The sequence below is a fragment of the Pseudomonas kielensis genome, assembly GCF_014236655.1.
GTDB lineage: Bacteria > Pseudomonadota > Gammaproteobacteria > Pseudomonadales > Pseudomonadaceae > Aquipseudomonas > Aquipseudomonas kielensis.
Genome location: NZ_JACMYG010000004.1, coordinates 233,641 through 259,370 on the forward strand (window position 1 = coordinate 233,641; position 25,730 = coordinate 259,370).

Sequence of the window (25,730 nt, forward strand, 5' to 3'; positions counted from 1 at the left end):
CCTGTAGAGACAGAGCTGCAGCCCAGGCGGGCCGTGGCTTTTCAGGTGTTGATCAAAAAACCAGCAGTTTCAAGGGCTTGTGCACAAACGGCGGGGATCAGGTTGTGGATAACCTTGGGAAGGATGGCTGCAGGCCACGCACCTCGTGGCCTGCAGTTGGTTGTGCGTTTTTTGATCAGTTGCGCCGACGCAGACTGATCCAGGCGTCGACGCTGTAGACCGCCAGCCCGGCCCAGATAAACATGAAGGCGACCAGGGTGCTGGAGGACAGGTGTTCGCCAAACAGCAGCACTGCCTGCAACAGCACCAGGGTGGGCGCCAGGTACTGCAGGAAGCCCAGGGTGGTGTAGGGCAGGTGCCGGGCTGCGGCGTTGAAGCAGACCAGCGGCACCAGTGTCACCGGACCGGCCGCCACCAGCCACCAGGCCTCGGAGGTGGTCCAGAATTCGGCTTGAGCGCTGCTCGCGGTCGGGTTGAAGAGCAGCCAGGCGACGGCAATCGGCACCAGCATCCAGGTTTCCACCACCAGCCCGGGCAGGGCCTTGACCGGCGCCTGCTTGCGGATCAGGCCGTAGAAGCCAAAGGTCAAAGCCAGCACCAGCGACACCCAGGGTAGGCTGCCGACTTGCCAGACCTGCTGCGCCACCCCCACGGCCGCCAGGCCAACGGCCAGCCACTGCATGCGACGCAGGCGCTCACCGAGCAGCAGCATGCCCAGCAGCACGTTCACGAGCGGGTTGATGTAGTAACCAAGGCTGGCTTCGAGCATGCGCCCGTTGTTCACCGACCAGACGTAGGTTAGCCAGTTGGCCGCGATCAGCGTCCCGCTCAGGGCCAGGATCGCCAGGCGGCGTGGGTTCTCCCGCAGTTCGCGCCACCAGCCCGGGTGTTTCCAGACCATCAGCAGCAACGCGCCGAACAACGCCGACCACAGCACCCGGTGGATGATGATTTCCACGGCGGGTACGCTGGCGATGGCCTTGAAGTAGAGCGGGAACAAGCCCCAGATGATGTAGGCACTCAGGCCCAGGATGTAACCGCGACGCGGGTTGGCGGCTTGCATGCAGAATCCTTGCTTAGGCAACTAACAAAGAATGGATTGTAAGGAGATTTGTCTGCGAATGCCCTGACTGAATAGGTAGGTCATTTGTGAACATCGGTCTCTGTAGGAGCGCTCGCTCCTACAGGGGGGATTTGTATGGGTCAGAAGAGCTTCAGAGGCTCTTCGTTGAGCGCTGCCAGTTGCTCACGCAACGCCAGCACCTGGTCGCCCCAGTACCGCTCCGTGCCGAACCAAGGGAAGCTGCGCGGGAATGCCGGGTCGTCCCAGCGGCGGGCCAGCCAGGCGCTGTAGTGCATCAGGCGCAGGGCGCGCAGCGGCTCGATCAGGGCCAGTTCTCGCGGGTCGAAGTCGTGGAACTCGCGGTAGCCGTCCATCAGTTCCGACAACTGGCTGAGGCATTCCTGGCGATCGCCGGCAAGCATCATCCACAGGTCCTGCACTGCCGGGCCCATGCGACAGTCGTCGAGGTCGACGATATGGAACATCTCGTCGCGGCACATCATGTTGCCGGGGTGGCAGTCGCCGTGCATGCGGATGTTCTTGTGCGGCGTGCTGGCGTACACCTCTTCCACACGCTTGAGCAGATCGCGTGCCACTGACTCGTAGGCGGGCAGTAAGCTACGTGGTACGAAATTGCCTTCGAGCAGGGTGTTCAGCGAGTCATGGCCGAAATTCTTCACCCCCAGTGCTTCGCGGTGCTCGAACGGGCGGGTCGAGCCCACCGCGTGCAAACGCCCGAGCAACTGGCCCAGTCGGTAGAGCTGGTCGAGATTGCCCGGCTCCGGGGCACGGCCGCCACGGCGCGGGAACAGGGCGAAACGAAAGCCGGCGTGTTCGAACAGGCTTTCGCCATTGTGAATCAGCGGCGCCACCACCGGCACTTCACACTCGGCCAGCTCGAAGGTGAAGCGGTGTTCTTCGAGAATGGCTTCGTTGGTCCAGCGCTGCGGGCGATAGAACTTGGCGATCAGGGGTTCGCTGTCGTCGATACCGACCTGATACACGCGGTTTTCGTAGCTGTTGAGTGCCAGGACGCGGGCGTCGCTGAGAAAGCCGATGCTTTCAACGGCATCGAGCACCAGATCGGGGGTAAGTGTTTCAAACGGGTGAGACATGCTGACTCCTGCGCGCAGCAGGCTGCCGCGTCCGGCCAAGCATGGTAGCGCAGACGGACGCAGATAGGTGGGGGCTGTGCGGATGGTATCGCGAGCCGGCTCGCACATGGGGCTGTGCAAACGAGCCGACTCGCGAAGGTGCCGGGTCAGGCGCCGACGATCCCGCCGTCTTCCCGGCGGATGGCCATTACCGAGGAGCGCGGCTTGCCGTTGGGCAGGTGCTCGGGGAAGGTCGAGCCGCCGTTCTCGCCGGGGTGCTGAATGCCGACGAACAGGGTCTTCTGGTCGGGCGAGAAGCTGATGCCGGTGACCTCGCAGCCCACCGGGCCGACCATGAAGCGGCGGATTTCCCCGGTTTCAGGGTCGGCGCAAAGCATCTGGTTGTTGCCCATGCCGGCAAAGTCCCCGGCGTTGCTGGAGTCGCCGTCGGTGAGGATCCACAGGCGACCGGCCTGGTCGAAGCCCAGGCCATCTGGGCTGTTGAACATGTTCTGCGGGGTGATGTTCGACGAGCCGGCCTTGGCCGTGCCGGCGTGCAGCGCCGGGTTGCCGGCGACCACGAACAGGTCCCAGGCGAATGTCGGCGAGGCATGGTCGTCGCCCCCGGTGCGCCAGCGCAGGATCTGCCCGTAGACGTTCTTCTCCCGCGGGTTCGGTCCGCCCGCCGGCTGCCCCTCTTCCCCGCGCTTGACGTTGTTGGTGAGGGTGCAATAGACCTGGCCGTCGCGGGGACTGACCACAATCCACTCCGGGCGGTCCATGCGCGTTGCGCCGACCACGCTGGCCGCCAGGCGCGCGTGAATCAGCACCTCGGCCTGATCGGCGAAGCCGCTGCTGGCATCGATGCCGTTCTTGCCGTGGCTCAGTTCGACCCACTGGCCCTGGCCCTTGGGGTGATCGGGGTTGCTGTCGCCGGCATCAAAGCGGGCGACGTACAAGGTGCCATGGTCCAGCAGGTCGCGGTTGGCCTTGGGGTTCTGATGGTCGATCTTGTCGCGGCTGATGAACTTGTAGATGAACTCGCCGCGCTCGTCGTCGCCCATGTACACCACGGCGCGCCCGTCATGGGTTTCGGCCAGGGCTGCGTTTTCGTGCTTGAAACGGCCCAGGGCGGTGCGTTTGACCGGAGTCGACTGGGGGTCGAACGGATCGATTTCCACAACCCAGCCGTGGCGATTGAGCTCGTTGGGGTTTTTCGCCAGGTCAAAACGCGGGTCGTGGGGGTGCCAGTTGATCTCTTTGCTGGCCGCCACCACGCCGTAGCGTTTTTGCGCGGCGTCGAACTTCTGTTCGGCGTTGCTGCTGCCAAAGCAGTCGGTGAAGTTCTCTTCGCAGGTCAAGTAGGTGCCCCAGGGCGTCTTGCCGTTGGCGCAGTTCTGGAACGTGCCGAGCACATTCATCCCCTTGGGGTCGGCGCTGGTCTGCAACAAGGCGTGGCCGGCGGCCGGGCCACCGACACGAATCGGCGCGTTGCCGTGGATGCGGCGGTTGTAGCGCGAGCCCTGGACGAAGTGCCATTGGCCGTCCTGGCGCTGCACTTCAATGACCGATACGCCTTCGCAGGCCAGGGCCTTGTGGACCTCTTCGGCCGACTGCGGCATGCCGCCGTGGGGGTAGAGGTAGCGGTAGTTGGTGTATTCGTTGTTGATGGCCATCAGGGCGCGGTTGTCGTCGTCCGGGAACGCGAACAGGCTCATGCCATCGTTGTTGTCGCCGAACTGGGCTTCCTGTTGCAGGGCGGTGCCGTGGCCACTGGGGTCAAAGGCCGGGCCGTCTTTGTGCAGGGGCTGGCCCCAACTGATCAATACCGAGGAGGTGTAGCCCGCCGGCAGGGTGAGGGTGTCGCTGGTGGCGGCGGCGATGCTGGCAAAACCCAGCAGTTTGCTGTTGCCGGCACTGACGCTGGCGGCCAGCACGCTGCGGCTCAACAGGTTGCCGCCGAGGAACATCGCTGCCCCGCACAGCGCACCGGCACTGATAAAACCGCGACGGCTGAGGCCGACGATTTGTTCGAGGTCGGTGGCTTGGTTTTCTTCTAATAGGCTCACATCAGGCTCCCTGCTGGTTTTGGCAGTCACCATAAGGGGCGTTGATGACACAAATATTGCAGTGCTCAGCGGTTCAGCGCGGTGTGCCGAGCAGCACGTTGGCGGGGGAGAACTGCACCAGCACCGGTTTGCCAATCAGCAGGCTGTTGCTGCTGAGGTGCAAGGGCTCGGCGAGGGCACACAAGGTTTGAGCGTTGGGCAGGACGATTCGCACTTCACTGGGGCCGTCTTCGGCATCGAGGATCTGCTCGATCGTACCGCTCAGGGCGTTGTAGCCAGGCGTAGGCGCGTGTTCGGGCGCCAGCAGTTCCAGCCAGCCGGCCTTGATCAGCGCGACCACTTCGGTGCCGATTTGCAGGTCCAGGTGCTGGGTGCTGTCGTGGGTGATTTGCGCGTGCAGGGTCAAGCCGCCCGCCAGGGTCAGGGCGATCTGGTCATTGCGTCCCTGGGCCTGGATGCTGGCGACGGTGCCATGCAACTGGTTGCGGGCGCTGGTGCGCAGCATCAGGCGGCCGAGCAGGTCGAGGTCGCTGGCATCTTCGGCGGCCTCCAGCACTTGCGCCTGCAAGGCCTGCAAGCGCAGGTAGAGGCGCAGCACTCGCTCGCCTTCGCTGGACAGTCGCGCGCCACCGCCCCCCTTGCCGCCGACACTGCGCTCCACCAGGGGCTTTTGTGCCAGGTTGTTGAGTTCATCGATGGCATCCCACGCGGCCTTGTAACTCAGCCCGGCGCTTTTTGCGGCGCGGGTGATCGAGCCCTGTTCGGCAATGTGCTGCAGCAGGGCAATGCGTTGCGGGCGACGGACGATGTGTTGAGACAACAAGGTAGGCAAGGACATGTTCTGCGCTGCGAGTGCGGGTGATGGAGTCGGACGTTGGCGGCTCGGCGCGTCAGAGTCAAGCCGCTGCGCTGGGTTTTGCGGTGCGCGCCAGGCAATAGACATCGACCCGGCTGGCGCCCGCGTCGATCAACAAGCGTGCCAGGCTCTGGGCGGTGGCGCCGGTGGTCAGCACGTCGTCGACCAGGGCCAGATGCCGGCCTTCGATCGTTGCTTGCGGGGTCAGCGCGAAGGCGTTGCGCAGGTTCTGCCGGCGCGCCCTGGCGCTGAGGTCCTGCTGCGCGGTGGTGTCGTGGATGCGTTGGAGCAGGTGTTCCTCGCTGGGTATCTGCAAGCTGGCGCTGAGCCAGTTGGCCAGCATCGCCGCCTGATTAAAGCCTCGCGCGCGCAGCCTTTGCCGCGCCAGGGGGACCGGCACCAGCGCGGCGGGGCGCGGCAATCCTTCATCGAAGCGATGCTGCACGAATTGCCCGAGAAGTTCGCCCAACAGGCGGCCATAAGGCCAGTTGGCCGAGTGTTTGAATCGGGTGATCAAACTGTCGACCGGGAAGCTGTAGGACCAGGGCGCGATTACCTGTTCGAAAGCTGGAGGGGCGCTCAAGCACTGGCCGCAGACCAGGCCGCTGAGGGGCAGGGGCAGTGCGCAGACCGTGCAATGCTCGACCAGCCAGGGCAGTTCGGCTTCACAGGGCTGGCAAAGGGGCTGCGGGGTGTCGGCGGGTTCGTTGCAGAGTAAACAGCTCTGTGTGTTTTTTAACCAGATGTAAACCGGTCCGTCGTACTGTGGTTGACAGTGCATGAGTCTTCCTTAAATATGCTGAAACATCCGTGTTGTACCTGTGGGGATTCGGTTTTCCCCGGGGTACGTGTCAAAGCATAAGAAAGGAAATGAGCCGATGAGCGCCAGTATCACCGCCAAATTGCGTCACGATTGGTCTTTGGCCGAAGTTAAAGCGCTGTTCGTTCAGCCTTTCAATGACCTGTTGTTCCAGGCGCAGACGGTGCACCGTGCGCATTTCGATGCCAACCGCGTTCAGGTCTCGACCCTGCTGTCGATCAAGACCGGTGCTTGCCCGGAAGATTGCAAATATTGCCCGCAGTCCGGTCACTACAACACCGGCCTGGAAAAAGAAAAACTGATGCAAGTGCAGCAGGTCCTGGAAGAGGCCGCTCGCGCCAAGGCCATCGGTTCGACCCGTTTCTGCATGGGCGCGGCGTGGAAACACCCTTCGGCCAAAGACATGCCCTACGTGCTGGAGATGGTCAAAGGCGTCAAGGCCATGGGCCTGGAAACCTGCATGACCCTGGGTCGGCTCGACCAGGACCAGACCGCGGCCCTGGCGCAGGCAGGCCTGGACTACTACAACCATAACCTCGACACATCGCCGGATTTCTACACCAGCATCATCACCACCCGCACCTACAGCGAGCGCCTGCAGACCCTGGCCTATGTGCGTGACTCGGGGATGAAGATCTGCTCGGGCGGAATCCTGGGCATGGGCGAGTCGCTGGACGACCGCGCCAATCTGTTGATCCAACTGGCCAACCTGCCAGAGCACCCGGAGTCGGTGCCGATCAACATGCTGGTGAAAGTGGCGGGCACGCCGCTGGAGAACGCCGAAGACATCGACCCGTTCGATTTCATTCGCATGCTGGCCGTTGCGCGCATCCTGATGCCCCAATCCCATGTGCGCCTGTCGGCCGGCCGTGAGGCCATGAACGAGCAGATGCAGGCCCTGGCCTTCTTCGCCGGTGCCAACTCGATTTTCTACGGCGACAAATTGCTGACCACCGCCAACCCGCAGGCGGACAAGGACATGCAGTTGTTCGCGCGCCTGGGCATCTTGCCGGAGGCCCGTGAAGAGCATGCCGATGAAGTGCACCAGGCGGCGATCGAGCAGGCGCTGGTAGAACAGAAAAGCAGCGAGCAGTTCTACAACGCGGCTGTTTAAGCCATATCTCTTGTCGAAGTGCGGTCCAGTGTGGGAGCTGGCTTGCCTGCGATAGCGGTCTGTCAGGCACATTGATGCTGAATGTGCCGCCGTCATCGCAGGCAAGCCAGCTCCCACAGGGTTGAGCGCTAATCGAGGTCTGCATGTCTTTCGATCTCGCCGCGCGTCTTGCGGCCCGTCGTGCCGAAAATCTTTATCGCCAGCGCCCGCTGCTCGAAAGCCCCCAGGGCCCGGAAGTGGTGGTTGATGGCCAGCCGTTGCTGGCGTTCTGCAACAACGATTACCTGGGCCTGGCCAATCACCCACAGGTGATCGAAGCCTGGCGCGCCGGGGCGACCCGCTGGGGCGTCGGTGGTGGCGCTTCGCACCTGGTGATCGGTCACAGCACACCTCATCACGCCCTCGAAGAGGCCTTGGCCGATCTGACCGGGCGCCCGCGTGCGTTGCTGTTCACCACCGGTTACATGGCCAACCTCGGCGCGGTAACCGCGCTGGTCGGGCAGGGCGACACGGTGCTCGAAGACCGCCTCAACCACGCGTCGTTGCTGGATGCCGGGCTGTTGTCGGGCGCGCGTTTCAATCGCTACCTGCACAACGATTCCGTGAGCCTGGCCAAGCGCCTGGAGAAAGCCACCGGCAATACCCTGGTGGTCACCGATGGCGTGTTCAGCATGGACGGCGACATCGCCGATCTGCCGGCCCTGGCTCGGGAAACCAAAGCCAGGGGCGCCTGGCTGATGGTCGATGACGCCCACGGCTTTGGTCCGCTGGGTGCCAATGGCGGTGGGGTCGTCGAGCATTTCGGCCTGAGCCAGGAGGATGTGCCGGTTCTGGTCGGCACCCTCGGCAAGGCCTTCGGGACGGCCGGTGCTTTTGTGGCTGGCAGTGAAGCGTTGATCGAAAGCCTGATCCAGTTCGCTCGTCCTTACATCTACACCACCAGCCAGCCTCCGGCGCTGGCCTGCGCGACCCTCAAGAGTCTGGAGTTGCTGCGCAGCGAGCATTGGCGACGTGAGCACTTGCAGGTGCTGATCCGCCAGTTCCGCCAGGGCGCCGAGCAGATTGGCCTGGAACTGATGGACAGCGCCACGCCGATCCAGCCGATCATGATCGGCGATGCCGGGCGGGCGCTGCGATTCTCGCAGATGCTGCGTGAGCGCGGATTGATGGTCACAGCGATTCGCCCACCCACCGTACCGGCCGGCAGCGCCCGGTTGCGCGTGACCCTGACTGCCGCCCACAGCGAAGCACAGGTGCAGCTATTGTTAGAGGGGCTGGCCGATTGTGTGCAGCAACTGGGAGCGGCGGCGAACCATGCGTGATCGTCTGATTCTGTTGCCGGGCTGGGGCCTGGGTATTTCTCCACTGGAGCCGTTGGCGGCCGCGTTGCAAGGGCTCGACGAACACCTGCGGGTGGAGATCGAGCCCTTGCCGGAGCTGGATTCCAGCGACCTTGATGAATGGCTCGAAGAGCTCGACGCCAGTGTGCCGCAAGACGCCTGGCTGGGCGGCTGGTCACTGGGCGGGATGCTTGCCGCAGAACTGGCCGCACGCCGTGGCGAGCGCTGCTGTGGCCTGCTGACGCTGGCGAGCAATCCATCGTTTGTCGCCCATGCCGAGTGGTCCAGCGCCATGCCGGCGCAGACGTTCGATGGGTTTCAGGCCGGGTGCAGCGCCGACCCACGCACCACTCTCAAGCGCTTCAGCCTGCTCTGTGCCCAGGGCGCCGAAGACCCGCGCGGCCTGTCGCGGCTGTTGTTGGGCGGCGCCCCCCATACGGCACCAGCGGTGCTGATGAGTGGCCTGGAACTGCTCGCCCAACTGGACACCCGCAAGGCCTTGCAGGCTTTTCGCGGGCCGCAGTTGCACCTGTTCGCCGGCCTCGATGGGTTGGTGCCGGCCGAAGCTGCGGGCGAGTTGTTGAGCCTGCTACCCGATGTGGAAATTGGCCTGATTGAACAGGCCAGTCATGCATTTCTTCTGGAAGACCCCCATGGAGTGGCGGGGGCGATCCAGGCCTTTTTGCACGAGTGCGGTGATGACTGATTTGTCTGTTCCCAACCTGCCCGGCGGTTTGCCCGACAAGCGCCAGGTGGCGGCGTCCTTTTCCCGCGCGGCGGCCAGTTACGACAGCGTGGCCGAGTTGCAGCGCGACGTGGGGAGTGCGTTGCTGCGTCGGCTACCGGAAGATTTTGTCCCCGCTGTTTGGCTGGACATGGGCTGCGGCACCGGGTATTTCAGCCGAGCATTGGGGGAGGCGTTTCCGGCGGGCGCCGGAGTGGCGCTGGACATTGCCGAAGGCATGCTCGAGCACGCCCGGCCCTTGGGGGGCGCGCAGCATTTCATTGCCGGAGACGCCGAACGCCTGCCCTTGCAGGACGCCAGTTGCGACCTGGTGTTTTCCAGTCTGGCGGTGCAGTGGTGCGCCGATTTTGCCGCGGTGCTCAGTGAAGCCTATCGGGTGCTCAAGCCGGGAGGCGTGTTGGCGTTTGCCAGCCTGTGCGTCGGCACGTTGTATGAGTTGCGCGACAGTTGGCGGCAGGTCGACGGCCAGGTGCACGTCAATCGGTTCCGTGAGTTCAGCCGTTATCAGCAGTTGTGTGCGGCCAGCGGCTTGAACGTGCTGGACCTGCAGCAGTGTGCCCACGTGCTGCATTATCCGGATGTGCGCAGCTTGACCCATGAACTTAAAGCGCTGGGCGCGCATAATCTGAATCCGGGTCGGCCAGGTGGGCTGACCGGTCGGGCGCGCATCACTGGTTTGATCGCAGCCTATGAGCAGTTTCGTCAGGCGCAAGGGCTGCCGGCCACGTATCAGGTGGTCTACGCCGTATTGGAGAAACCTCGATGAGCGCAGCGTATTTCATCACGGGCACCGATACCGATGTCGGCAAGACCACCGTAGCCGCCGGCTTGTTGCACGCCGCACGGTTGGCCGGTTTGAGCACGGCGGCCGGCAAGCCTGTGGCTTCCGGATGCGACGTGACACCCAAGGGCCTGCGCAATGCCGACGCACTGGCGTTACTGGCGCAGTGTTCGCTGCCGCTGACCTACGCCGAGGTCAATCCGCAGGCGTTCGAGCCGGCCATCGCCCCCCACCTGGCGGCGCGGGAGGCCGGTATTGCGCTGACGGTCCAGTCGTTGCTGGCGCCGATGCGCCATATCCTCGATAAACAGGCGGACTTCACCTTGATCGAGGGCGCCGGTGGCTGGCGAGTGCCGCTGGCCGACCAGGACAATCTGTCGGACCTGGCCATGGCCCTGGACCTGCCGGTGATCCTGGTGGTCGGGGTGCGCCTGGGGTGCATCAATCACGCCTTGCTGACCGCCGAAGCGATTGCCCGCGACGGACTGCAACTGGCCGGATGGGTGGCGAATATCATCGAACCCAAAACCTCGCGCCTGGAGGAAAACCTCGCCACCCTGGCCGAACGACTGCCCGCGCCTTGTCTGGGACGGGTACCGAAACTCAAGGTGGTCACCGCCGAAGCGGTGGCCGAACACCTGCAGCTGGACCTGCTCGACTAGCTCGCACTCGATCTCGGGCCGGCAGCGTGATGGATACGCTGCCGGGCCGGGCTATTGCGGCGCCTTCAACTAATCTTTGTGACACACGGTGATGCGTTGTGCATCGGCCGTGCGCCTTGGCGTGCGCGTCATTCAGAAGACGTTGACGAACGGCGAAGGATCGACGCTTGACAAGATTTCAGCGTAAACGTATGTTTCAAACAACTGTTTGACCGTCACAACAAATCATCGCGGTCGTTCATTCCCGGTTACATCAGCAGAGGTTTATCGCTATGCCTGACTACAAGGCCCCCTTGCGTGATATTCGCTTCGTTCGTGACGAACTGCTCGGCTACGAAGCGCACTATCAGAGCCTTCCGGCTTGCCAGGACGCTACCCCGGACATGGTTAACGCCATTCTCGAGGAAGGCGCCAAGTTTTGTGAGCAGGTGCTGGCTCCGCTGAACCGCGTGGGTGACACCGAAGGCTGCACCTGGAGCGAGTCCGGCGTTAAGACGCCGACGGGCTTCAAGGAAGCCTACAAACAATTCGTTGAAGGCGGCTGGCCAAGCCTGGCGCACGACGTCGAGCACGGCGGCCAAGGCCTGCCGGAGTCTCTGGGTCTGGCAGTCAGCGAAATGGTTGGCGAGTCCAACTGGTCGTGGGGCATGTACCCGGGCCTGTCGCACGGCGCGATGAACACCATCTCCGAGCACGGCACGCCAGAGCAGCAAGAGGCTTACCTGACCAAGCTGGTTTCCGGCGAATGGACCGGCACCATGTGCCTGACCGAACCGCATTGCGGCACCGACCTGGGCATGCTGCGCACCAAGGCCGAGCCACAGGCCGACGGTTCGTACAAGGTTTCCGGGACCAAGATCTTCATCTCGGCCGGTGAACACGACATGGCCGATAACATCGTCCACATCGTACTGGCCCGCCTGCCGGATGCACCGGCTGGCACCAAAGGCATTTCCCTGTTCATCGTTCCAAAGTTCATGCCCAACGCCGATGGCAGCATCGGTGCACGCAACGCCGTGACCTGTGGTTCCCTGGAACACAAGATGGGTATCCACGGCAACGCCACCTGCGTGATGAACTTCGACGAGGCCACCGGTTTCCTGATCGGCCCGGCGAACAAAGGCCTGAACTGCATGTTCACCTTCATGAACACCGCACGTCTGGGCACCGCCCTGCAAGGCCTGGCCCACGCCGAAATCGGTTTCCAGGGTGGCTTGAAATACGCTCGCGATCGTCTGCAAATGCGCTCCCTGACCGGGCCGAAAGCCCCGGAAAAGGCCGCTGACCCGATCATCGTGCACCCAGATGTACGTCGCATGCTGTTGACCATGAAGGCGTTCGCCGAAGGCAACCGTGCGATGGTCTACTTCACCGCCAAGCAGGTCGACATCGTCAAGTACGGCGTGGATGAAGAAGAGAAGAAGAAAGCCGACGCACTGCTGGCCTTCATGACTCCAATCGCCAAAGCCTTCATGACGGAAGTCGGTTTTGAGTCGGCCAACCATGGCGTGCAGATCTATGGCGGCCACGGCTTCATCGCCGAGTGGGGCATGGAGCAGAACGTTCGCGACAGCCGGATTTCCATGCTGTACGAAGGCACCACCGGCATCCAGGCGCTCGACCTGCTGGGCCGTAAAGTGCTGATGACCCAAGGCGAGGCTCTGAAAGGCTTCACCAAGATCGTGCACAAGTTCTGCCAGACCAACGAAGGCAACGAAGCGGTCCAGGAGTTCGTGGCACCGCTGGCAGCACTGAACAAAGAGTGGGGCGAATTGACCATGAAGGTCGGCATGGCCGCGATGAAAGACCGCGAAGAAGTGGGCGCGGCTTCCGTGGATTACCTGATGTACTCCGGTTACGCCTGCCTGGCTTACTTCTGGGCTGACATGGCGCGCCTGGCCGCGGAAAAACTGGCGGCCGGCACTACCGAAGAGGCGTTCTACACCGCCAAGTTGCAGACGGCGCGTTTCTACTTCCAGCGCATCCTGCCGCGTACCCGTACCCACGTTGCAACCATGCTGTCGGGTGCCAACAACCTGATGGACATGAAAGAAGAAGACTTCGCACTGGGCTACTAAGCCTCGGGCACGTCCTTCAACAAACCGCTGCACCTTCGGGTGGGGCGGTTTTTTTTTGCCCGTAATAAAGCGATACAACCCCCCGGCCAGGAGCCCTCAACCGTTCGAGGTGGCAGCCGTTAAAGAGCGGTAGACCGTGCATTTCATGCACTGTCGTGCCAGCATGAAGGCATAATGCCATCAATCAATTTGCCGGGCCGGAGCTTTACCCTTGTCGCGTTCCTCTGCTGTACGTTTGAGTCACTTCCTGCCGTCGTTGCTGTTGCTGCTGGCAGGCCTCGCGGTGGCTTACGTCAGGGAACTCAACGTGTTTTTCACCTCGTTGTTCAACGTCCTGCCGACCCTGGTGCTGCTGCTCGGCGGTGCGTACTGCGCGGTTTATCGACGTCAGCGTGAGTTGTTCCTGATGGTCACGGTGTACATCGCCTACTTTCTGCTCGACACCCAAACCGACTACTACCGTGACTTTGGCGGGGTGCGGGAAGACGCTGCGGTGGTCTTCCATCTCTGCTGCCTGCTGTTGCCAGTGTTGTACGGGACATTCGCCGCGTGGCAGGAGCGGACCCACCTGTTTCAGGACCTGGTCGCGCGGTTCGCCGTCCTGCTGGCCGTGGGCAGTGTGGCCCTGGCCCTCGAGCAAAGTTATCCCCAGGCCGTGCAGGCCTGGCTGGCGGAAATCCGTTGGCCGGCGCTGCATGGTGCCTGGATGAGCTTGATCCAGCTGGCGTACCCGCTGTTCCTTGCGGCCTTTGTGTTACTGGCCTATCAGTACTGGCGCCACCCCCGGCCTTTGCACGCCGCCCAACTGGTGGGCCTGCTCGGTCTGTTCTGGATGTTGCCCAAGACGTTCATCCTGCCGTTTACCCTGAACATCATGTGCAGCCAGGTGATGTTGATGATCGCCGCCGCAGTGGCACACGAGGCCTACCAGATGGCGTTTCGCGATGAGTTGACCGGCTTGCCTGGGCGTCGTGCGCTGAACGAGCGCTTGCAACGGCTGGGACGCAATTACGTGCTGGCCATGAGCGACGTCGATCACTTCAAGAAATTCAACGACACCCATGGCCATGACGTCGGCGACCAGGTGTTGCGCCTGGTGGCCAGCAAGCTGTCGAAGATCGGTGGCGGTGGCCGTGCCTACCGCTATGGCGGCGAAGAGTTTGCCCTGGTGTTCGCGGCCAGGAGCCTTGAAGAGTGTTTGCCGCACCTGGAGGAGATCCGCGAAGCGATTGCCAGCTACAACATTCAGTTGCGCAATCAGGACAGTCGCCCCCTGGACGATCAACAAGGTCGGCAGCGCCGCTCCGGGGCCAGTGCCTGCAGTGTGGCGGTCACGGTGAGCATTGGGGTCGCCGAGCGCCTGGAGCAGCGCACGCCGGAAGAGGTGTTGAAAAGCGCCGACCAGGCGCTCTACAGCGCCAAGGGGGCCGGGCGAAACTGCGTGATGGCGTTCGGGCAGAGCCGCCGTGGCGCGGTGCGTATGGAGGGTGCAACGGATTGAGTGATGATGGCGCATTCAGCGCCTGCACGGTGATTGTCCGGGGTGGCGCGCGGCAGTAGGTTACAAGGATCTGCTGACGGAGCAATGACCATGCCTGAGTACAAAGCCCCCCTGCGCGACATGCGCTTTCTGATCGACCACGTGTTTGACTTCCATGCCAATTACGCCGCGCTCGGGGCCGCCGATGCCAGTCCGGACATGGTCAATGCGATCCTCGAAGAGGGCGCCCGCTTCTGCGAAAACGTCCTGGCCCCGCTGAACCGCAGCGGCGACGAAGAAGGCTGCCATTTCGACAATGGCGTGGTCACCACCCCCAAGGGCTTCAAGCAGGCGTTCGCCCAGTACGTCGAGGGTGGCTGGCATGGGCTGGCGGCGGATCCGGCGTATGGCGGGCAGGGGCTGCCGAGTTCCCTGGGGCTGGTGATCAGCGAGATGGTCGGTTCCAGCAACACTTCCTGGGGCATGTACCCGGGCCTGACCCACGGTGCGATGTCGGCGATTCACGCCCACGGCACCGAGCCGCAGAAAAAGACCTACCTGAGCAAACTCACGGCCGGCCAGTGGACCGGCACCATGTGCCTGACCGAGGCCCATTGCGGCACTGACCTGGGGATCATCAAGACCCGTGCGGTGCCCCAGGCCGACGGCAGTTACGCGGTCACCGGCAGCAAGATCTTCATCTCCGCCGGCGAGCACGACCTGAGTGACAACATCATCCACCTGGTGCTGGCCAAGCTGCCGGATGCGCCAGCCGGGACCAAGGGCATCTCGCTGTTCATCGTGCCCAAGTTCCTGCCCGACGCCCAAGGCGAAGCGGGCGAGCGCAATGGGGTCAGCTGTGGGTCGATCGAGCACAAGATGGGCATCAAGGCTTCAGCCACCTGCGTGCTGAACTTCGACGGCGCCACGGGCTACCTGATCGGTGAGGCGAACAAAGGCCTGAACTGCATGTTCACCATGATGAACCACGCTCGGCTCGGCACCGGGATGCAGGGCTTGTGCCTGGGGGAGGCGAGTTTCCAGGGGGCGATCAAGTACGCCAACGATCGCCTGCAGATGCGCGCGCTGACCGGGCCCAAGGCCCCGGACAAAGTCGCCGACCCGATCATCGTCCACCCCGATGTGCGGCGCATGTTGCTGACCATGAAAGCCTTCAACGAAGGCAACCGGGCGCTGACTTACTTCACCGCCCAATTGCTCGATGTTGCGCACCTGTCCAGCGACGCCGGCCAACGCCAGGACGCCGAGAACCTGTTGGCGTTCCTGACGCCGATCTGCAAGGCGTTCATGACCGAAACCGGCCTGGAAGTGACCAACCACGGGATGCAGGTGTTGGGTGGCCACGGCTATATCCGCGAGTGGGGCATGGAGCAGTTGGTGCGTGACTGCCGCATTGCGCCCATTTATGAGGGCACGAACGGCATCCAGGCGCTGGACCTGCTGGGGCGCAAGGTGCTGGGCAGCCAGGGCCAGTTGCTGCGTGGTTTCACCAAAATCGTCCATACGTTCTGTAAGGCCAACGCCCAGCATCCACAGCTCAAAACCTATGTAGCGCAGCTCGACGGGCTCAATCAGCAGTGGGGTGAGCTGACCACCCAGGTTGGCATGGCGGCGCTGAAGAACCCTGACGAAGTGGGGGCCGCAGCGCTGGATTACCTGATGTACAGCGGTTACATCATCCACGCCTACCTGTGGCTGCGCATGGCGCTGGTGGCTCAGGCACAGCGGGAGGCGGGCAGTGGTGATGCCGACTACTGTGAGGGCAAATTGGCCACCTGCGAGTTCTACTTCAAGCGTCTGCTGCCGCGCACGGCGGCCCACCGGGCAGCGGTGCAGGCAGGCAGTGATTGCCTGATGAAGCTGCCCGCAGGGCTGTTTGCGCTTTGACGGTGGTGGTTTAAGCCCGTCGCGGGCAAGCCCTGCACCTCTGGGGGAGAAGGGGCGAGAATGGCCCGCGATGGTCTTTAGTGACTAAAAATAACAAAAAAGTCACGAGTCGACCCTATGTGTCGCAAAAGTTGTTCGGGTACACTCCCGGCACTGGTTGTATCCCGATCCCCACGAATCACCTTTCACGTATTACGAGGTTTGCCATGGCTGACTACAAAGCGCCCCTGCGCGATATGCGCTTCGTCCTCAATGAAGTTTTCGAGGTGGCCAAGCTCTGGGCTGAACTTCCAGCACTGGCCGACACCGTGGATGCCGAGACCGTCGAGGCGATCCTTGAGGAAGCCGGCAAAGTCACCAGCAAAAGCATCGCGCCACTGAGTCGGGCCGCCGACGAAGAAGGCTGCCACTGGAGCGACGGCGTCGTGACCACCCCGGCAGGTTTCCCACAGGCCTATCAGACTTACGCTGAAGGGGGCTGGGTCGGCGTAGGGGGTGATCCGGCGTTCGGCGGCATGGGCATGCCCAAGAGCGTATCGGCCCAGGTCGAGGAAATGGTCAACTCCGCCAGTCTGTCGTTCGGCCTGTACCCGATGCTCACCGCCGGTGCCTGCCTGTCGATCAACGCCCATGCCAGCGAAGCACTGAAGGCCCAGTATCTGCCGAACATGTACGCCGGGGTCTGGGCCGGTTCCATGTGCCTGACCGAACCCCATGCCGGTACGGACCTGGGGATCATCCGCACCAAGGCCGAGCCTCAGGCCGATGGTTCCTACAAGGTCAGCGGGACCAAGATCTTCATCACCGGCGGCGAACACGACCTGACCGAGAACATCATCCACCTGGTGCTGGCCAAGCTGCCGGACGCCCCGGCGGGTCCGAAAGGCATTTCGTTGTTCCTGGTGCCCAAGTTCATGGTCAACGCTGACGGCAGCCTGGGCGCGCGTAACCCGGTCAACTGTGGGTCGATCGAACACAAGATGGGCATCCAGGCGTCGTCCACCTGCGTGATGAACTTCGACGAAGCCGTGGGTTACCTGGTCGGCGAGCCGAACAAGGGCCTGGCGGCGATGTTCACCATGATGAACTACGAGCGTCTGGGCGTCGGTATCCAGGGCCTGGCCACCGGTGAGCGCTCCTACCAGAACGCGGTCGAATACGCCCGTGACCGCCTGCAAAGCCGTGCGCCAACCGGCGCGCAGAACAAGGACAAGGTTGCCGACCCGATCATCGTTCACCCGGATGTGCGGCGCATGCTGCTGACCATGAAGGCGTCGAACGAAGGCGGCCGTGCCTTCTCAACCTACGTGGCGATGCAACTGGACACCGCCAAGTTCAGCGAAGACCCAACCACCCGCAAGCGTGCCGAAGACCTGGTGGCGTTGCTGACCCCGGTCGCCAAGGCGTTCCTCACCGACCTGGGCCTGGAAACCACGATTCACGGCCAGCAAGTGTTCGGCGGTCATGGCTACATTCGCGAATGGGGCCAGGAGCAACTGGTGCGTGACGTGCGCATCACCCAGATCTACGAAGGCACCAACGGCATTCAGGCGCTGGACCTGGTCGGGCGCAAAATCGTGGGCAGCGGCGGGGCGCTCTATAACCTGTTCGCTGATGAGATTCGTCATTTCACCGCGACCGCTGGCGCCGAGCTGGGTGAGTTCACCCGGCCGTTGAACCGAGCGGTGGAGACGCTGGATGAGCTGACCGCCTGGCTGCTGGACCGGGTGCAAGGCAATCCGAACGAAATCGGCGCGGCGTCGGTCGAATACCTGCAGGTGTTTGGTTATGTGTCCTACGCCTACATGTGGGCCCTGATGGCCAAGGCGGCGATGGGCAAGGAAACACAGGATGAGTTCTACGCCAGCAAGCTGGGTACTGCGCGCTTCTACTTCGCCCGTTTGCTGCCGCGGATCCACTCGCTCAGCGCTTCGGTCAAAGCCGGTAGCGAGTCGCTGTTCCTGCTGGATGCCGCGCAGTTCTGAGGTATGTAACCGCATGTAAGCATTTGCTTACATGACGTGCTGCTGTTCTCCCCTGTTCGCAGATTGGATCCACAGCTAATCTACTCACATGGACGTCGCGCAGGAAGCGCAAAGCAACAACACGGACACGTAGGATTCTGCCAGGACGGCGGAGTGAAATGGATGTCAGGGAAACAGTCTGCAAAGCCCCGCTTCGGCGGGGTTTTCTTTTGCCTGCGATTTATGTTTTGCCCGTCAACCCTGGACATCCAGGACCGTCGGGCTCGCCAGGCGCCCGTCCGGGCCATTGATCACATCCTCCAGCAGGTTGCGCAACAACGCCAGGGTGGCCTGTTGACGCTGCACGTCCCGACAGACCAATCCCACCTTCAGCGGCACCCGCGGTTCGCTCAACGGTTTCCACAGCAACGCCTTGTTGCCATGCTCGCGCTGTGAGCGTCCGGGCAGGACCGTCGCCAGCCGGGTGTGGGGCAAACTGTCGAGGATCCCCGCCATGTTGTTCAGCTCGGCCTGCACCTGTGGGCGGCGGCCGAGACTGGCCAGTTGTCCCTGCCAGATCTGGCGGATCTGAAACTCCTCGCCCAGCAACAACATCGGCAACTCGGCAGCCTGACTCATGGAGACTTTCTTGAATTCACGCAGCGGGTGGTCGACGGGGATGACCAGAGTCAGTTCGTCTTCGTACAACAGCACGCCATGCAACCCCGGTTGGCGCGGCGGCAGATAGCTGATGCCGATGTCCAGCGAGCCGTTGAGCAGGCGGCGCTCGATCTCCAGCCCGGTAAGCTCGTAGATCTGCACCACCAAATGGGGCTGGGCCGTGCGTACCCGTTCGAGCATTTTCGGCACCAGGCTGGTGTGCACGGTTTGCAGGACGCCGATGGCCAGGGTGCGCGAGGCCTGGCCCTTGAAGTTGCCCAAGGCTTCGCGCGCCCGTTGCATGCCATCAAGCAAAGGCAAGGCGTGGTTGTACAGGGTATGCGCGGCCAGCGTGGGCAGCAGCCGTTTGCTGCTGCGCTCGAACAGGCTCACATCGAGGTTCTGTTCCAGTTGCCGGATCTGTTGCGAGAGCGCCGGCTGGGAGATCGACAGGCGTTCGGCGGCCCGGCCGACATGGCCTTCTTCGTACACCGCGACGAAATAACGCAGTTGCTTAAAATCCATAAGTATTTCTTATCGAAAAAGCTGGGAAATCGAAATGGCTCAGCGCCCCACAGAAGCCTAGTCTAACCGCATTCACAAGGCTTATAGGGCCAGAAAGCGCGATGAATACCGTTTACGTTGATGGTGTTTACATAGGCAAGGCAAAAAACCTGGGACAGGGTTTGATCAGCGATACCGACAAAGAGCGGATTGCCAATCGACTCTGGTTGTGGCCGCAGGGCCTGGGCAGTGACGAGCACGGCGACCCGCGCTTTCACACCGGTCCCGAGCGGGCCCTGCATCATTACCCGGCCGAGCACTACGCGTACTGGCGTAAACGTTATCCACAGATCGACTGGCAGGCGCCGGCCTTCGGCGAGAACCTCTCGACCCACGGCCTGGGTGAAGAGCAAGTGTGCCTGGGCGATCTGTTTCGCTGGGGTGGCGCGCTGTTGCAGGTCAGCCAGCCGCGTTCGCCGTGCTACCGCCTGAGCCATCGCTGGGGGGTGCCGATCCTGCCCCAGCTCGCCCAGGACACCGGGCGCTGCGGCTGGTTCTACCGCGTGCTCAAGCCCGGCTTTGTCAGCGCCGAGCAACCGTTCGAACTGATCCAGCGCAGTTACCCCGGCCTGACCGTGGCCTGGGCGTTACGCAGTTTTTATCGCGAGCCGCTGGAACATGCCGGTTTGAAAAAACTGATTGATTGCCCGGCGCTGTCTTCGCGCTGGCGCGATATCGCCATCAAACGTCTGCGCAGCGGGCGGGTCGAGGATTGGACTGCGCGCCTGCTGGGCTTGCCGCTGGAGGGCTTGCGCGCATGAACCTGTTCAACCTGCGTCGCCCGCAGCCGAGCCTGGATGACCTGGCGGCCGAGCGTTTGTTACCCGCAAGGAGCGACAACCTGTCCAGTGAGTGCCTGATGCCGAGTGTTGAGCGAGCCCCGCAGATTTTCGTCCGCGGCCAGGGTTCCTGGCTGTGGGACAGCGCCGACCGCGCCTACCTGGACTTTACCCAGGGCGCCGGCGCCAACAGCCTCGGCCATAGCCCCACGGCACTGGTCAAGGCGATGGCGGCCCAGGCGCAGGCGCTGATCAACCCTGGCTCGGGGTTGCTCAATCGCGGCCAGTTGAACCTGGCCGAGCGGCTGTGCAGCAGCACCGGCAGCGACCAGGTGTACCTGCTCAATACCGGCAGCGAGGCGTGTGAAGCGGCAATCAAGCTGGCGCGCAAATGGGGCCAGCTGCATCGCGGCGGGGCTTCGCGAATCATTACCGCCAGCGGTAGCTGCCATGGTCATGGCTTCGCGGCCCTGTCGGCCTCGGACTCTCAGGACAATCGCTTCGAGCCCCGGCTCCCGGGCTTCGATCGTGTGCCGTTCAACGACTTGCCGGCCCTGCACGCGGCGGTGGATGCGCAAACCGTGGCCATCATGCTGGAGCCGATCCAGGCGGCGGGCGTATTGCCTGCGACCGAGCATTACCTCAAGGGTGTCGAGCGCTTGTGCCGTGAGCTGGGGATTCTGCTGATCCTCGACGAGGTGCAAACCGGCATGGGCCGTTGCGGTCGATTGCTGGCCGAGCAACTGTATGGCGTGCGTGCCGACATTGTGGTCATGGGCAAGGGCCTCGGCGGCGGCGTGCCGGTGGCGGCCTTGCTGGCCCGGGGCAGCGCCTGCTGTTTTGCACCGGGCGAGCTGGACGGTACCCATCACGGCAATGCCTTGATGGCATCGGCCGGCCTGGCAGTGCTCGATAGCGTGCTCGATCACGGTTTTCTCGAGCATGTGCGTGACAGCGCTCAACACCTGCACGAAGGCCTGGCGCGCCTGGCCAATCGCTACGGACACGGCGAGTTGTGCGGTCACGGCTTGCTCTGGGGGCTCAGGCTCAGTGATGACTCGGCCGACGCCGTGGTCAAGGCCGCGCTGTACGAAGGCCTGCTGATCAGCGCCCCACAAGCCGATTGCCTGCGCTTCACCCCGGCGCTGACCGTCAGCCAGGCCAACATCGACGAAATGCTCCTACGGCTGGCGCGCGCCTTTTCCCGGGTGCGCACCGCCCAATTGCAATGCCGCAAAGGCATCGCGGTCTGACGCGATCGCAACACCTGAATTCCCGAACCGTCTCGCGGTATAACGCATCGCCCCATGCCTGATCCTTTTGGCATGGGGCGTTTTTTTTGCGCAAACACTATCTGGGTCTCTTCGCTGGCAAGAGGCTCAATAGTGGCACCTGGCCGGAAGGTTACGGAACCCTGGCCAACGCCCAGGGTCGATTAGGAGTGTGGCTGATCACAGCCCACCTTACTCAGGAGCTGCCCCTATGGATTTCATTCGCATCATCATCGCCATTCTGTTGCCGCCACTGGGCGTATTCCTGCAAGTGGGGTTCGGCGGCGCGTTCTGGCTGAATATCCTGCTGACCTTGTGTGGCTACATTCCGGGCATCGTTCACGCGGTGTACATCATCGCCAAGCGGTAAACCTGTGGATCGCAGCGTGAACCGCGCTGCGATCAGCCCTTTGCCGGCTTCATCACCTCGCGATAAAACAACCATTCCTGCTCCAGCGCATGGGCCTGATTGCTGGCCTTGCGAAAGCCGTGGCGTTCGTCCGGGTAGTAATGAGCCTGCGCCGCGATGCCGTTGTCTTGCAGGGCCTTGAGCATGTCGCGGGTCTGTTGCGGGACAACGACGGCGTCGAGTTCACCTTGAAAAAAGATCACCGGCACCTGGATGTTCTGCGCGTGTTGCAGCGGGGTGCGGGCGGCGTAGCGCTCGGCGTCGGCGAGGGGGTCGCCGATCAGCCAATCCAGATAATCCCCCTCGAACTTGTGGGTCGCACGGCCCAGGGCCACAGGGTCGCTGACCCCGTACAGGCTGGCGCCCGCGCGGAACACCTGATGAAACGCCAGGGCACACAAGGTGGTGTAGCCGCCGGCACTGCCGCCGCGAATGAACGCGTGCTCGCCATCGATCAAGCCTTGTCCGGCCAGGTACGTCACCACCGCGCAGGCATCTTCGACATCCACCTCGCCCCAGCGCAGATGCAGGGCCTGCCGATACGCTCGGCCGTAGCCGCTGCTGCCGCGGTAGTTGAGGTCGGCCACGGCAAAGCCGCGCTGGGCCCAATACTGGATGCGCGGATCGAGCATCGGATAACAGGCCGAGGTCGGCCCGCCATGGATGAACACCAGCAACGGTGGTTTTTCCACATTGCCGATGGCCGGGTAAAAGAACCCATGGGCCTCGCCCTTGCCGCTGGGGTAGCGCAAGGTCTGGGGTTGGCTGATCTGCTCGGCGGGTAACAGCGCGACGCCGCCGGCCAGGACCTGCACCTGGTGGCTCTGGCGGTCGATGGCGATCACGGCAGAGGGGCTGATCGGTGAGGCGGCAATGCAATAGATGAACTGCGGATCCTGTGCGAGGTTGCGAAAACGGCTGTAATCGCCGGTGTAGTCCTCGACCTGCTGGCCTGAGCACAGGCCCAGGCGGCCAAACCCGGCCACTGTCCAACTGGCCAGGTAGCGTTGGTCGTCCAGCGGCAACCAGGTGCAACCCCCCAGTTGCCAGGGCGCCGGAGCGTGGTCGGCCGCGGCACTGGGCAGCGGTTGCCAGCCTGATTCGCTGTCGACCCACGGCTGCCAGAATCCATCGCGGTCGCTCAGGCAATACAAGCGCCCGCGCTCATCGAAGCGCGGTTGTTGCAGCGACTCTTCGATGTCTGCGCCGGCCACGCAGCGGGGTGGGGCCAGGCTGCCGTCGGTGTTCAATTCGGCGAGCATCAGGCGCGTGGCGGTCCAGGGTTGATGGGGGCGGCTCCACTCGATCCAGGCCAGTTGCCGGGCGTCGGGGCTCAACGTCGGCGCGGCGTAAAAGTCCGCGCCTTCCACCAGCAGTTGGCGCTGACCCTCGGCAGTGATGGCCACCAGGCGGTGCTGGTTGGCCTGTTCTTCGACGGCCAACACCTGGCCGTTGGCCCACTGCAGGTCGCCGTATCGGCACTCGCCCGAGGTCAATGCCTGGGGTGTTGCGCCAGTCAGGGCTTGGCGGTAGAGCTGCTGGTCGGCCTCGTTGACGAAGAACAGCGCCTCATCACCCAGGCAAAACGCGCCGCCGCCGTATTCGTAAACCCGGCTGCGTACGCTGAAGCCGGGCGGAGTCAGGCAATGGGCGCGCTGCTCGCGCCAGTGCCAGATCCGGCAGGCGCCATCCTGGGGGCGATATTCATTCCAGAACAGGCCCTGTGCGCCCACCTGCAGGTCCGCGAAGTCGACCCCCGCGGACACGGCTTTGAGGGCGCTCAAGGCTTCAGCCTTTAACGATGAGGCGTGAGTTTCGTTCATTGCGAAAGGCCAACTGTTCGATGGTCTGGGTGGCGTGCTCGGCTTCTTCGCGCGCCTTGAGGATCATGCCGTGATGTTCGGATTTACTGCACACCGGGTCAGCGTTGCTGGCGTCGCCGGTGAGCATGAAGGCCTGGCAGCGGCAGCCGCCGAAGTCCTTTTCTTTCTCGTCGCATGAGCGGCACGGTTCGGGCATCCAGTCGTAACCGCGAAAGCGGTTGAAGCCGAACGAGTCGTACCAGATGTGCTGCATGCTGTGCTCGCGCACGTTGGGGAATTGCACCGGCATCTGTCGGGCACCGTGACAGGGCAGCGCGGTGCCGTCCGGGGTGACGGTCAGGAAAATGCTGCCCCAGCCATTCATGCAGGCTTTCGGGCGCTCTTCGTAATAATCCGGGGTGACGAAGATCAGCTTGCACGGATGCCCTTGGGCCTCCAGCTTGGCGCGATATTCATTGGTGATGCGTTCGGCGCGCACCAGTTGCTCCCGGGTCGGCAGCAGGCCGACCCGATTGAGCTGGGCCCAGCCGTAGAACTGGCAGGTGGCGAGCTCGACGAAGTCGGCTTCCAGAGCGATGCACAGCTCGATGATGCGGTCGATCTTGTCGATGTTGTGCCGATGGGTGACGAAGTTCAGCACCATCGGGTAGCCATGGGCTTTCACTGCCCGGGCCATCTCCAGTTTCTGCGCGAAGGCTTTTTTCGAGCCGGCCAACAGGTTGTTCACCTGCTCGTCGCTGGCCTGGAAGCTGATCTGGATATGGTCCAGGCCGGCCTTTTTGAAGTCGCTGATTTTCTGCTCGGTGAGGCCGATGCCCGAGGTGATCAGGTTGGTGTAGAACCCCAGCTTGCGCGCCTCGCCGATCAACTCGGCGAGGTCCTGGCGCACCAGCGGTTCGCCGCCGGAGAAGCCCAACTGCGCGGCACCCATTTCCCGGGCCTCGCGGAACACTTTGAGCCACTGTTCGGTGCTCAGCTCCTGGCCTTGTGCGGCGAAGTCCAGCGGGTTCGAACAGTAGGGGCACTGGAGCGGGCAGCGGTAGGTCAGCTCGGCGAGCAGCCACAGCGGCAGGCCGACTTCAGGCTTGGCCGGCAGGGCCGCGGGATCAGCCGAGTTCGATCCAATGCTGTGCACGGGCGACCTCCATGAATTGCTCGATGTCATCGCCAAGCTCGGGTACGCCGGGGAATCGGCTGTCCAGTTCGGCAATGATCGCGGCGACGTCACGTTGGCCATCGATCAGGCCGCCAATCAGCGCGGCGCTTTCGTTGAGCTTGATCATGCCCTCGGGGTACAGCAGCACATGGCCTTTTTGCGCCGGCTCGTACTGGAAGCGGTAACCGGGACGCCAGGTCGGGGTCTTGCTGCGGTCGAAACTCATAAGGCGATTCCTCGGTGCCAGACCCGTTGCTCGGTCACGCTGTGGTAAGGCGGGCGTTTCAGTTCATAGGCCATGCTCATGGCATCGAGCATGCTCCAAAGTATGTCCAGTTTGAACTGGAGAATTTCCAGCATGCGCTGCTGGCCTGCATAGGTGGTGTAGTGCTGCAGGGTGATCGCCAGCCCGTGCTCGACGTCACGCCGGGCCTGGCCCAGGCGCGTGCGGAAGTACTGGTAGCCGGCCGGGTCGATCCAGGGGTAGTGCTGTGGCCAACTGTCCAGGCGCGATTGGTGGATCTGCGGGGCGAAGAGTTCGGTCAGGGAGCTGCTGGCGGCCTCCTGCCAACTGGCGCGGCGGGCGAAGTTGACGTAGGCGTCGACGGCAAACCGCACGCCCGGCAGCACCAGTTCCTGGGAGCGCAGTTGCTCGGGGTCCAGGCCCACGGCCTGGCCGAGACGCAACCAGGCCTCGATACCGCCGTCTTCACCGGGCGCACCGTCGTGGTCGAGCAGGCGCTGAATCCATTCGCGGCGGATCTCGCGGTCCGGGCAATTGGCCAGGATCGCCGCGTCCTTCAGGGGGATGTTCACCTGATAGTAGAAGCGGTTGGCGACCCAGCCCTGGATCTGTTCGCGGCTGGCCCGGCCTTCGTACATCGCCACATGGTAGGGGTGATGGATGTGATAGAAGGCGCCCTTGGCCCGCAGCGCGGCTTCGAACTCGGCGGGGGACAGCGGTGTGTCGGTCATTGCGGTTCTCCGGGGGTATCCGTGAGACTGTTGGGGTCTGGTCGGGCATTTTCGCGAGCAAGCTCGCTCCCACAGAGTTGTGCGACTGATTGTGGGAGCGAGCCTGCTCGCGATAGGTT

The 25,730-nt window shown here is 63.1% G+C and carries 22 protein-coding genes; 12 read left to right on the plus strand and 10 right to left on the minus strand.

The features are described from left to right. Window positions 1-175 precede the first annotated feature (175 nt). The 5 genes from rarD to H7995_RS05945 form a co-directional block, all read right to left on the minus strand. Window positions 176-1,063 (minus strand): EamA family transporter RarD, encoded by an 888-nt coding sequence (rarD, locus tag H7995_RS05925; protein WP_182342661.1) that lies wholly within the window; start codon window positions 1,061-1,063, stop codon window positions 176-178. Window positions 1,064-1,203: 140 nt separating this feature from the next. Further along, window positions 1,204-2,178, minus strand: a complete 975-nt coding sequence (locus H7995_RS05930; RefSeq protein ID WP_166591255.1) for a serine/threonine protein kinase — start codon at window positions 2,176-2,178, stop codon at window positions 1,204-1,206. 146 nt (window positions 2,179-2,324) lie between these two features. Further along, a complete protein-coding gene (locus tag H7995_RS05935) occupies window positions 2,325-4,226 on the minus strand; it encodes a PhoX family protein (protein ID WP_166591256.1) in 1,902 nt (633 codons plus the stop codon). A 73-nt stretch (window positions 4,227-4,299) separates the two neighbouring features. After that, on the minus strand, window positions 4,300-5,064 hold the full coding sequence (locus H7995_RS05940) for a TOBE domain-containing protein (RefSeq protein ID WP_185818113.1): 765 nt from the start codon (window positions 5,062-5,064) through the stop codon (window positions 4,300-4,302). 58 nt (window positions 5,065-5,122) lie between these two features. Then, window positions 5,123-5,863 carry a ComFC family protein gene (locus H7995_RS05945; RefSeq protein ID WP_185818114.1) on the minus strand — a complete coding sequence of 247 codons (741 nt, stop codon included), beginning with the start codon at window positions 5,861-5,863 and terminating at the stop codon, window positions 5,123-5,125. 97 nt (window positions 5,864-5,960) lie between these two features. Between H7995_RS05945 and bioB the strand changes: the two genes are divergently transcribed. The 9 genes from bioB to H7995_RS05990 all read left to right on the plus strand — a co-directional run bounded on the left by bioB (window position 5,961) and on the right by H7995_RS05990 (window position 17,995). Then, a complete protein-coding gene (gene bioB, locus H7995_RS05950) occupies window positions 5,961-7,016 on the plus strand; it encodes a biotin synthase BioB (protein WP_166591259.1) in 1,056 nt (351 codons plus the stop codon). A 143-nt stretch (window positions 7,017-7,159) separates the two neighbouring features. Further along, window positions 7,160-8,338: an 8-amino-7-oxononanoate synthase gene (gene bioF, locus H7995_RS05955; protein WP_166591260.1), complete on the plus strand. Its 1,179-nt coding sequence runs from the start codon at window positions 7,160-7,162 to the stop codon at window positions 8,336-8,338. Beyond that, complete coding sequence (locus H7995_RS05960) at window positions 8,331-9,062, plus strand: alpha/beta fold hydrolase (RefSeq protein ID WP_166591261.1); 732 nt, start codon at window positions 8,331-8,333, stop codon at window positions 9,060-9,062. The genes bioF and H7995_RS05960 overlap by 8 nt, the downstream gene beginning before the upstream one ends. Beyond that, a complete protein-coding gene (gene bioC, locus H7995_RS05965) occupies window positions 9,055-9,867 on the plus strand; it encodes a malonyl-ACP O-methyltransferase BioC (protein WP_185818115.1) in 813 nt (270 codons plus the stop codon). Before H7995_RS05960 ends, bioC begins: the two co-directional genes overlap by 8 nt. Continuing rightward, a complete protein-coding gene (bioD, locus tag H7995_RS05970; protein ID WP_182342649.1) occupies window positions 9,864-10,544 on the plus strand; it encodes a dethiobiotin synthase in 681 nt (226 codons plus the stop codon). The genes bioC and bioD overlap by 4 nt, the downstream gene beginning before the upstream one ends. 272 nt (window positions 10,545-10,816) lie before the next feature. Further along, entirely contained in the window at window positions 10,817-12,622 is a 1,806-nt protein-coding gene (locus H7995_RS05975) for a phenylacyl-CoA dehydrogenase (protein ID WP_166591264.1), read from the plus strand. Window positions 12,623-12,833: 211 nt separating this feature from the next. Continuing rightward, entirely contained in the window at window positions 12,834-14,123 is a 1,290-nt protein-coding gene (locus H7995_RS05980; protein ID WP_166591265.1) for a GGDEF domain-containing protein, read from the plus strand. Between the two features lie 90 nt (window positions 14,124-14,213). Continuing rightward, window positions 14,214-16,010: an acyl-CoA dehydrogenase C-terminal domain-containing protein gene (locus tag H7995_RS05985; protein ID WP_185818116.1), complete on the plus strand. Its 1,797-nt coding sequence runs from the start codon at window positions 14,214-14,216 to the stop codon at window positions 16,008-16,010. A 206-nt stretch (window positions 16,011-16,216) separates the two neighbouring features. Continuing rightward, complete coding sequence (locus tag H7995_RS05990; RefSeq protein WP_166591267.1) at window positions 16,217-17,995, plus strand: acyl-CoA dehydrogenase C-terminal domain-containing protein; 1,779 nt, start codon at window positions 16,217-16,219, stop codon at window positions 17,993-17,995. Between the two features lie 234 nt (window positions 17,996-18,229). Here H7995_RS05990 and H7995_RS05995 read toward each other — a convergent pair whose 3' ends face one another. Then, complete coding sequence (locus H7995_RS05995) at window positions 18,230-19,159, minus strand: LysR family transcriptional regulator (RefSeq protein WP_166591268.1); 930 nt, start codon at window positions 19,157-19,159, stop codon at window positions 18,230-18,232. A 101-nt stretch (window positions 19,160-19,260) separates the two neighbouring features. On the opposite strand from H7995_RS05995, the gene H7995_RS06000 reads away from it, so the two are divergent. The 3 genes from H7995_RS06000 to H7995_RS06010 all read left to right on the plus strand — a co-directional run bounded on the left by H7995_RS06000 (window position 19,261) and on the right by H7995_RS06010 (window position 21,618). Next, a complete protein-coding gene (locus H7995_RS06000; RefSeq protein ID WP_166591269.1) occupies window positions 19,261-19,959 on the plus strand; it encodes an MOSC domain-containing protein in 699 nt (232 codons plus the stop codon). Next, window positions 19,956-21,230: an aspartate aminotransferase family protein gene (locus tag H7995_RS06005; RefSeq protein ID WP_185818117.1), complete on the plus strand. Its 1,275-nt coding sequence runs from the start codon at window positions 19,956-19,958 to the stop codon at window positions 21,228-21,230. Before H7995_RS06000 ends, H7995_RS06005 begins: the two co-directional genes overlap by 4 nt. Before the next feature lie 229 nt (window positions 21,231-21,459). Then, entirely contained in the window at window positions 21,460-21,618 is a 159-nt protein-coding gene (locus tag H7995_RS06010) for a YqaE/Pmp3 family membrane protein (protein ID WP_003228885.1), read from the plus strand. A 32-nt stretch (window positions 21,619-21,650) separates the two neighbouring features. Here the strand turns inward: H7995_RS06010 and H7995_RS06015 are convergent, their stop codons facing one another. From H7995_RS06015 to pqqC, 4 genes are read right to left on the minus strand one after another with little or no spacing between them, the layout of a single operon-like run. Further along, window positions 21,651-23,480, minus strand: coding sequence for a S9 family peptidase (locus H7995_RS06015; RefSeq protein WP_185818118.1), 1,830 nt, complete (start codon window positions 23,478-23,480; stop codon window positions 21,651-21,653). After that, on the minus strand, window positions 23,446-24,615 hold the full coding sequence (pqqE, locus tag H7995_RS06020; RefSeq protein WP_185818119.1) for a pyrroloquinoline quinone biosynthesis protein PqqE: 1,170 nt from the start codon (window positions 24,613-24,615) through the stop codon (window positions 23,446-23,448). Before pqqE ends, H7995_RS06015 begins: the two co-directional genes overlap by 35 nt. Next, window positions 24,587-24,862: a pyrroloquinoline quinone biosynthesis peptide chaperone PqqD gene (pqqD, locus tag H7995_RS06025; protein ID WP_166591273.1), complete on the minus strand. Its 276-nt coding sequence runs from the start codon at window positions 24,860-24,862 to the stop codon at window positions 24,587-24,589. The genes pqqE and pqqD overlap by 29 nt, the downstream gene beginning before the upstream one ends. Beyond that, window positions 24,859-25,611 carry a pyrroloquinoline-quinone synthase PqqC gene (gene pqqC, locus H7995_RS06030; RefSeq protein WP_185818120.1) on the minus strand — a complete coding sequence of 251 codons (753 nt, stop codon included), beginning with the start codon at window positions 25,609-25,611 and terminating at the stop codon, window positions 24,859-24,861. The genes pqqD and pqqC overlap by 4 nt, the downstream gene beginning before the upstream one ends. Between the last annotated feature and the right edge of the window lie 119 nt (window positions 25,612-25,730).

Excerpts from the sequence above, each read along its gene's own strand:
- rarD (WP_182342661.1), bottom strand. The coding sequence starts at position 1,063 with ATGCAAGCCGCCAACCCGCGTCGCGGTTACATCCTGGGCCTGAGTGCC.
- H7995_RS05930 (WP_166591255.1), bottom strand. The coding sequence starts at position 2,178 with ATGTCTCACCCGTTTGAAACACTTACCCCCGATCTGGTGCTCGATGCC.
- H7995_RS05940 (WP_185818113.1), bottom strand. The coding sequence starts at position 5,064 with ATGTCCTTGCCTACCTTGTTGTCTCAACACATCGTCCGTCGCCCGCAA.
- H7995_RS05945 (WP_185818114.1), bottom strand. The coding sequence starts at position 5,863 with ATGCACTGTCAACCACAGTACGACGGACCGGTTTACATCTGGTTAAAA.
- bioB (WP_166591259.1), top strand. The coding sequence starts at position 5,961 with ATGAGCGCCAGTATCACCGCCAAATTGCGTCACGATTGGTCTTTGGCC.
- bioF (WP_166591260.1), top strand. The coding sequence starts at position 7,160 with ATGTCTTTCGATCTCGCCGCGCGTCTTGCGGCCCGTCGTGCCGAAAAT.
- H7995_RS05960 (WP_166591261.1), top strand. The coding sequence starts at position 8,331 with ATGCGTGATCGTCTGATTCTGTTGCCGGGCTGGGGCCTGGGTATTTCT.
- bioC (WP_185818115.1), top strand. The coding sequence starts at position 9,055 with ATGACTGATTTGTCTGTTCCCAACCTGCCCGGCGGTTTGCCCGACAAG.
- bioD (WP_182342649.1), top strand. The coding sequence starts at position 9,864 with ATGAGCGCAGCGTATTTCATCACGGGCACCGATACCGATGTCGGCAAG.
- H7995_RS05975 (WP_166591264.1), top strand. The coding sequence starts at position 10,817 with ATGCCTGACTACAAGGCCCCCTTGCGTGATATTCGCTTCGTTCGTGAC.
- H7995_RS05985 (WP_185818116.1), top strand. The coding sequence starts at position 14,214 with ATGCCTGAGTACAAAGCCCCCCTGCGCGACATGCGCTTTCTGATCGAC.
- H7995_RS05990 (WP_166591267.1), top strand. The coding sequence starts at position 16,217 with ATGGCTGACTACAAAGCGCCCCTGCGCGATATGCGCTTCGTCCTCAAT.
- H7995_RS05995 (WP_166591268.1), bottom strand. The coding sequence starts at position 19,159 with ATGGATTTTAAGCAACTGCGTTATTTCGTCGCGGTGTACGAAGAAGGC.
- H7995_RS06000 (WP_166591269.1), top strand. The coding sequence starts at position 19,261 with ATGAATACCGTTTACGTTGATGGTGTTTACATAGGCAAGGCAAAAAAC.
- H7995_RS06005 (WP_185818117.1), top strand. The coding sequence starts at position 19,956 with ATGAACCTGTTCAACCTGCGTCGCCCGCAGCCGAGCCTGGATGACCTG.
- H7995_RS06010 (WP_003228885.1), top strand. The coding sequence starts at position 21,460 with ATGGATTTCATTCGCATCATCATCGCCATTCTGTTGCCGCCACTGGGC.
- H7995_RS06015 (WP_185818118.1), bottom strand. The coding sequence starts at position 23,480 with ATGAACGAAACTCACGCCTCATCGTTAAAGGCTGAAGCCTTGAGCGCC.
- pqqD (WP_166591273.1), bottom strand. The coding sequence starts at position 24,862 with ATGAGTTTCGACCGCAGCAAGACCCCGACCTGGCGTCCCGGTTACCGC.
- pqqC (WP_185818120.1), bottom strand. The coding sequence starts at position 25,611 with ATGACCGACACACCGCTGTCCCCCGCCGAGTTCGAAGCCGCGCTGCGG.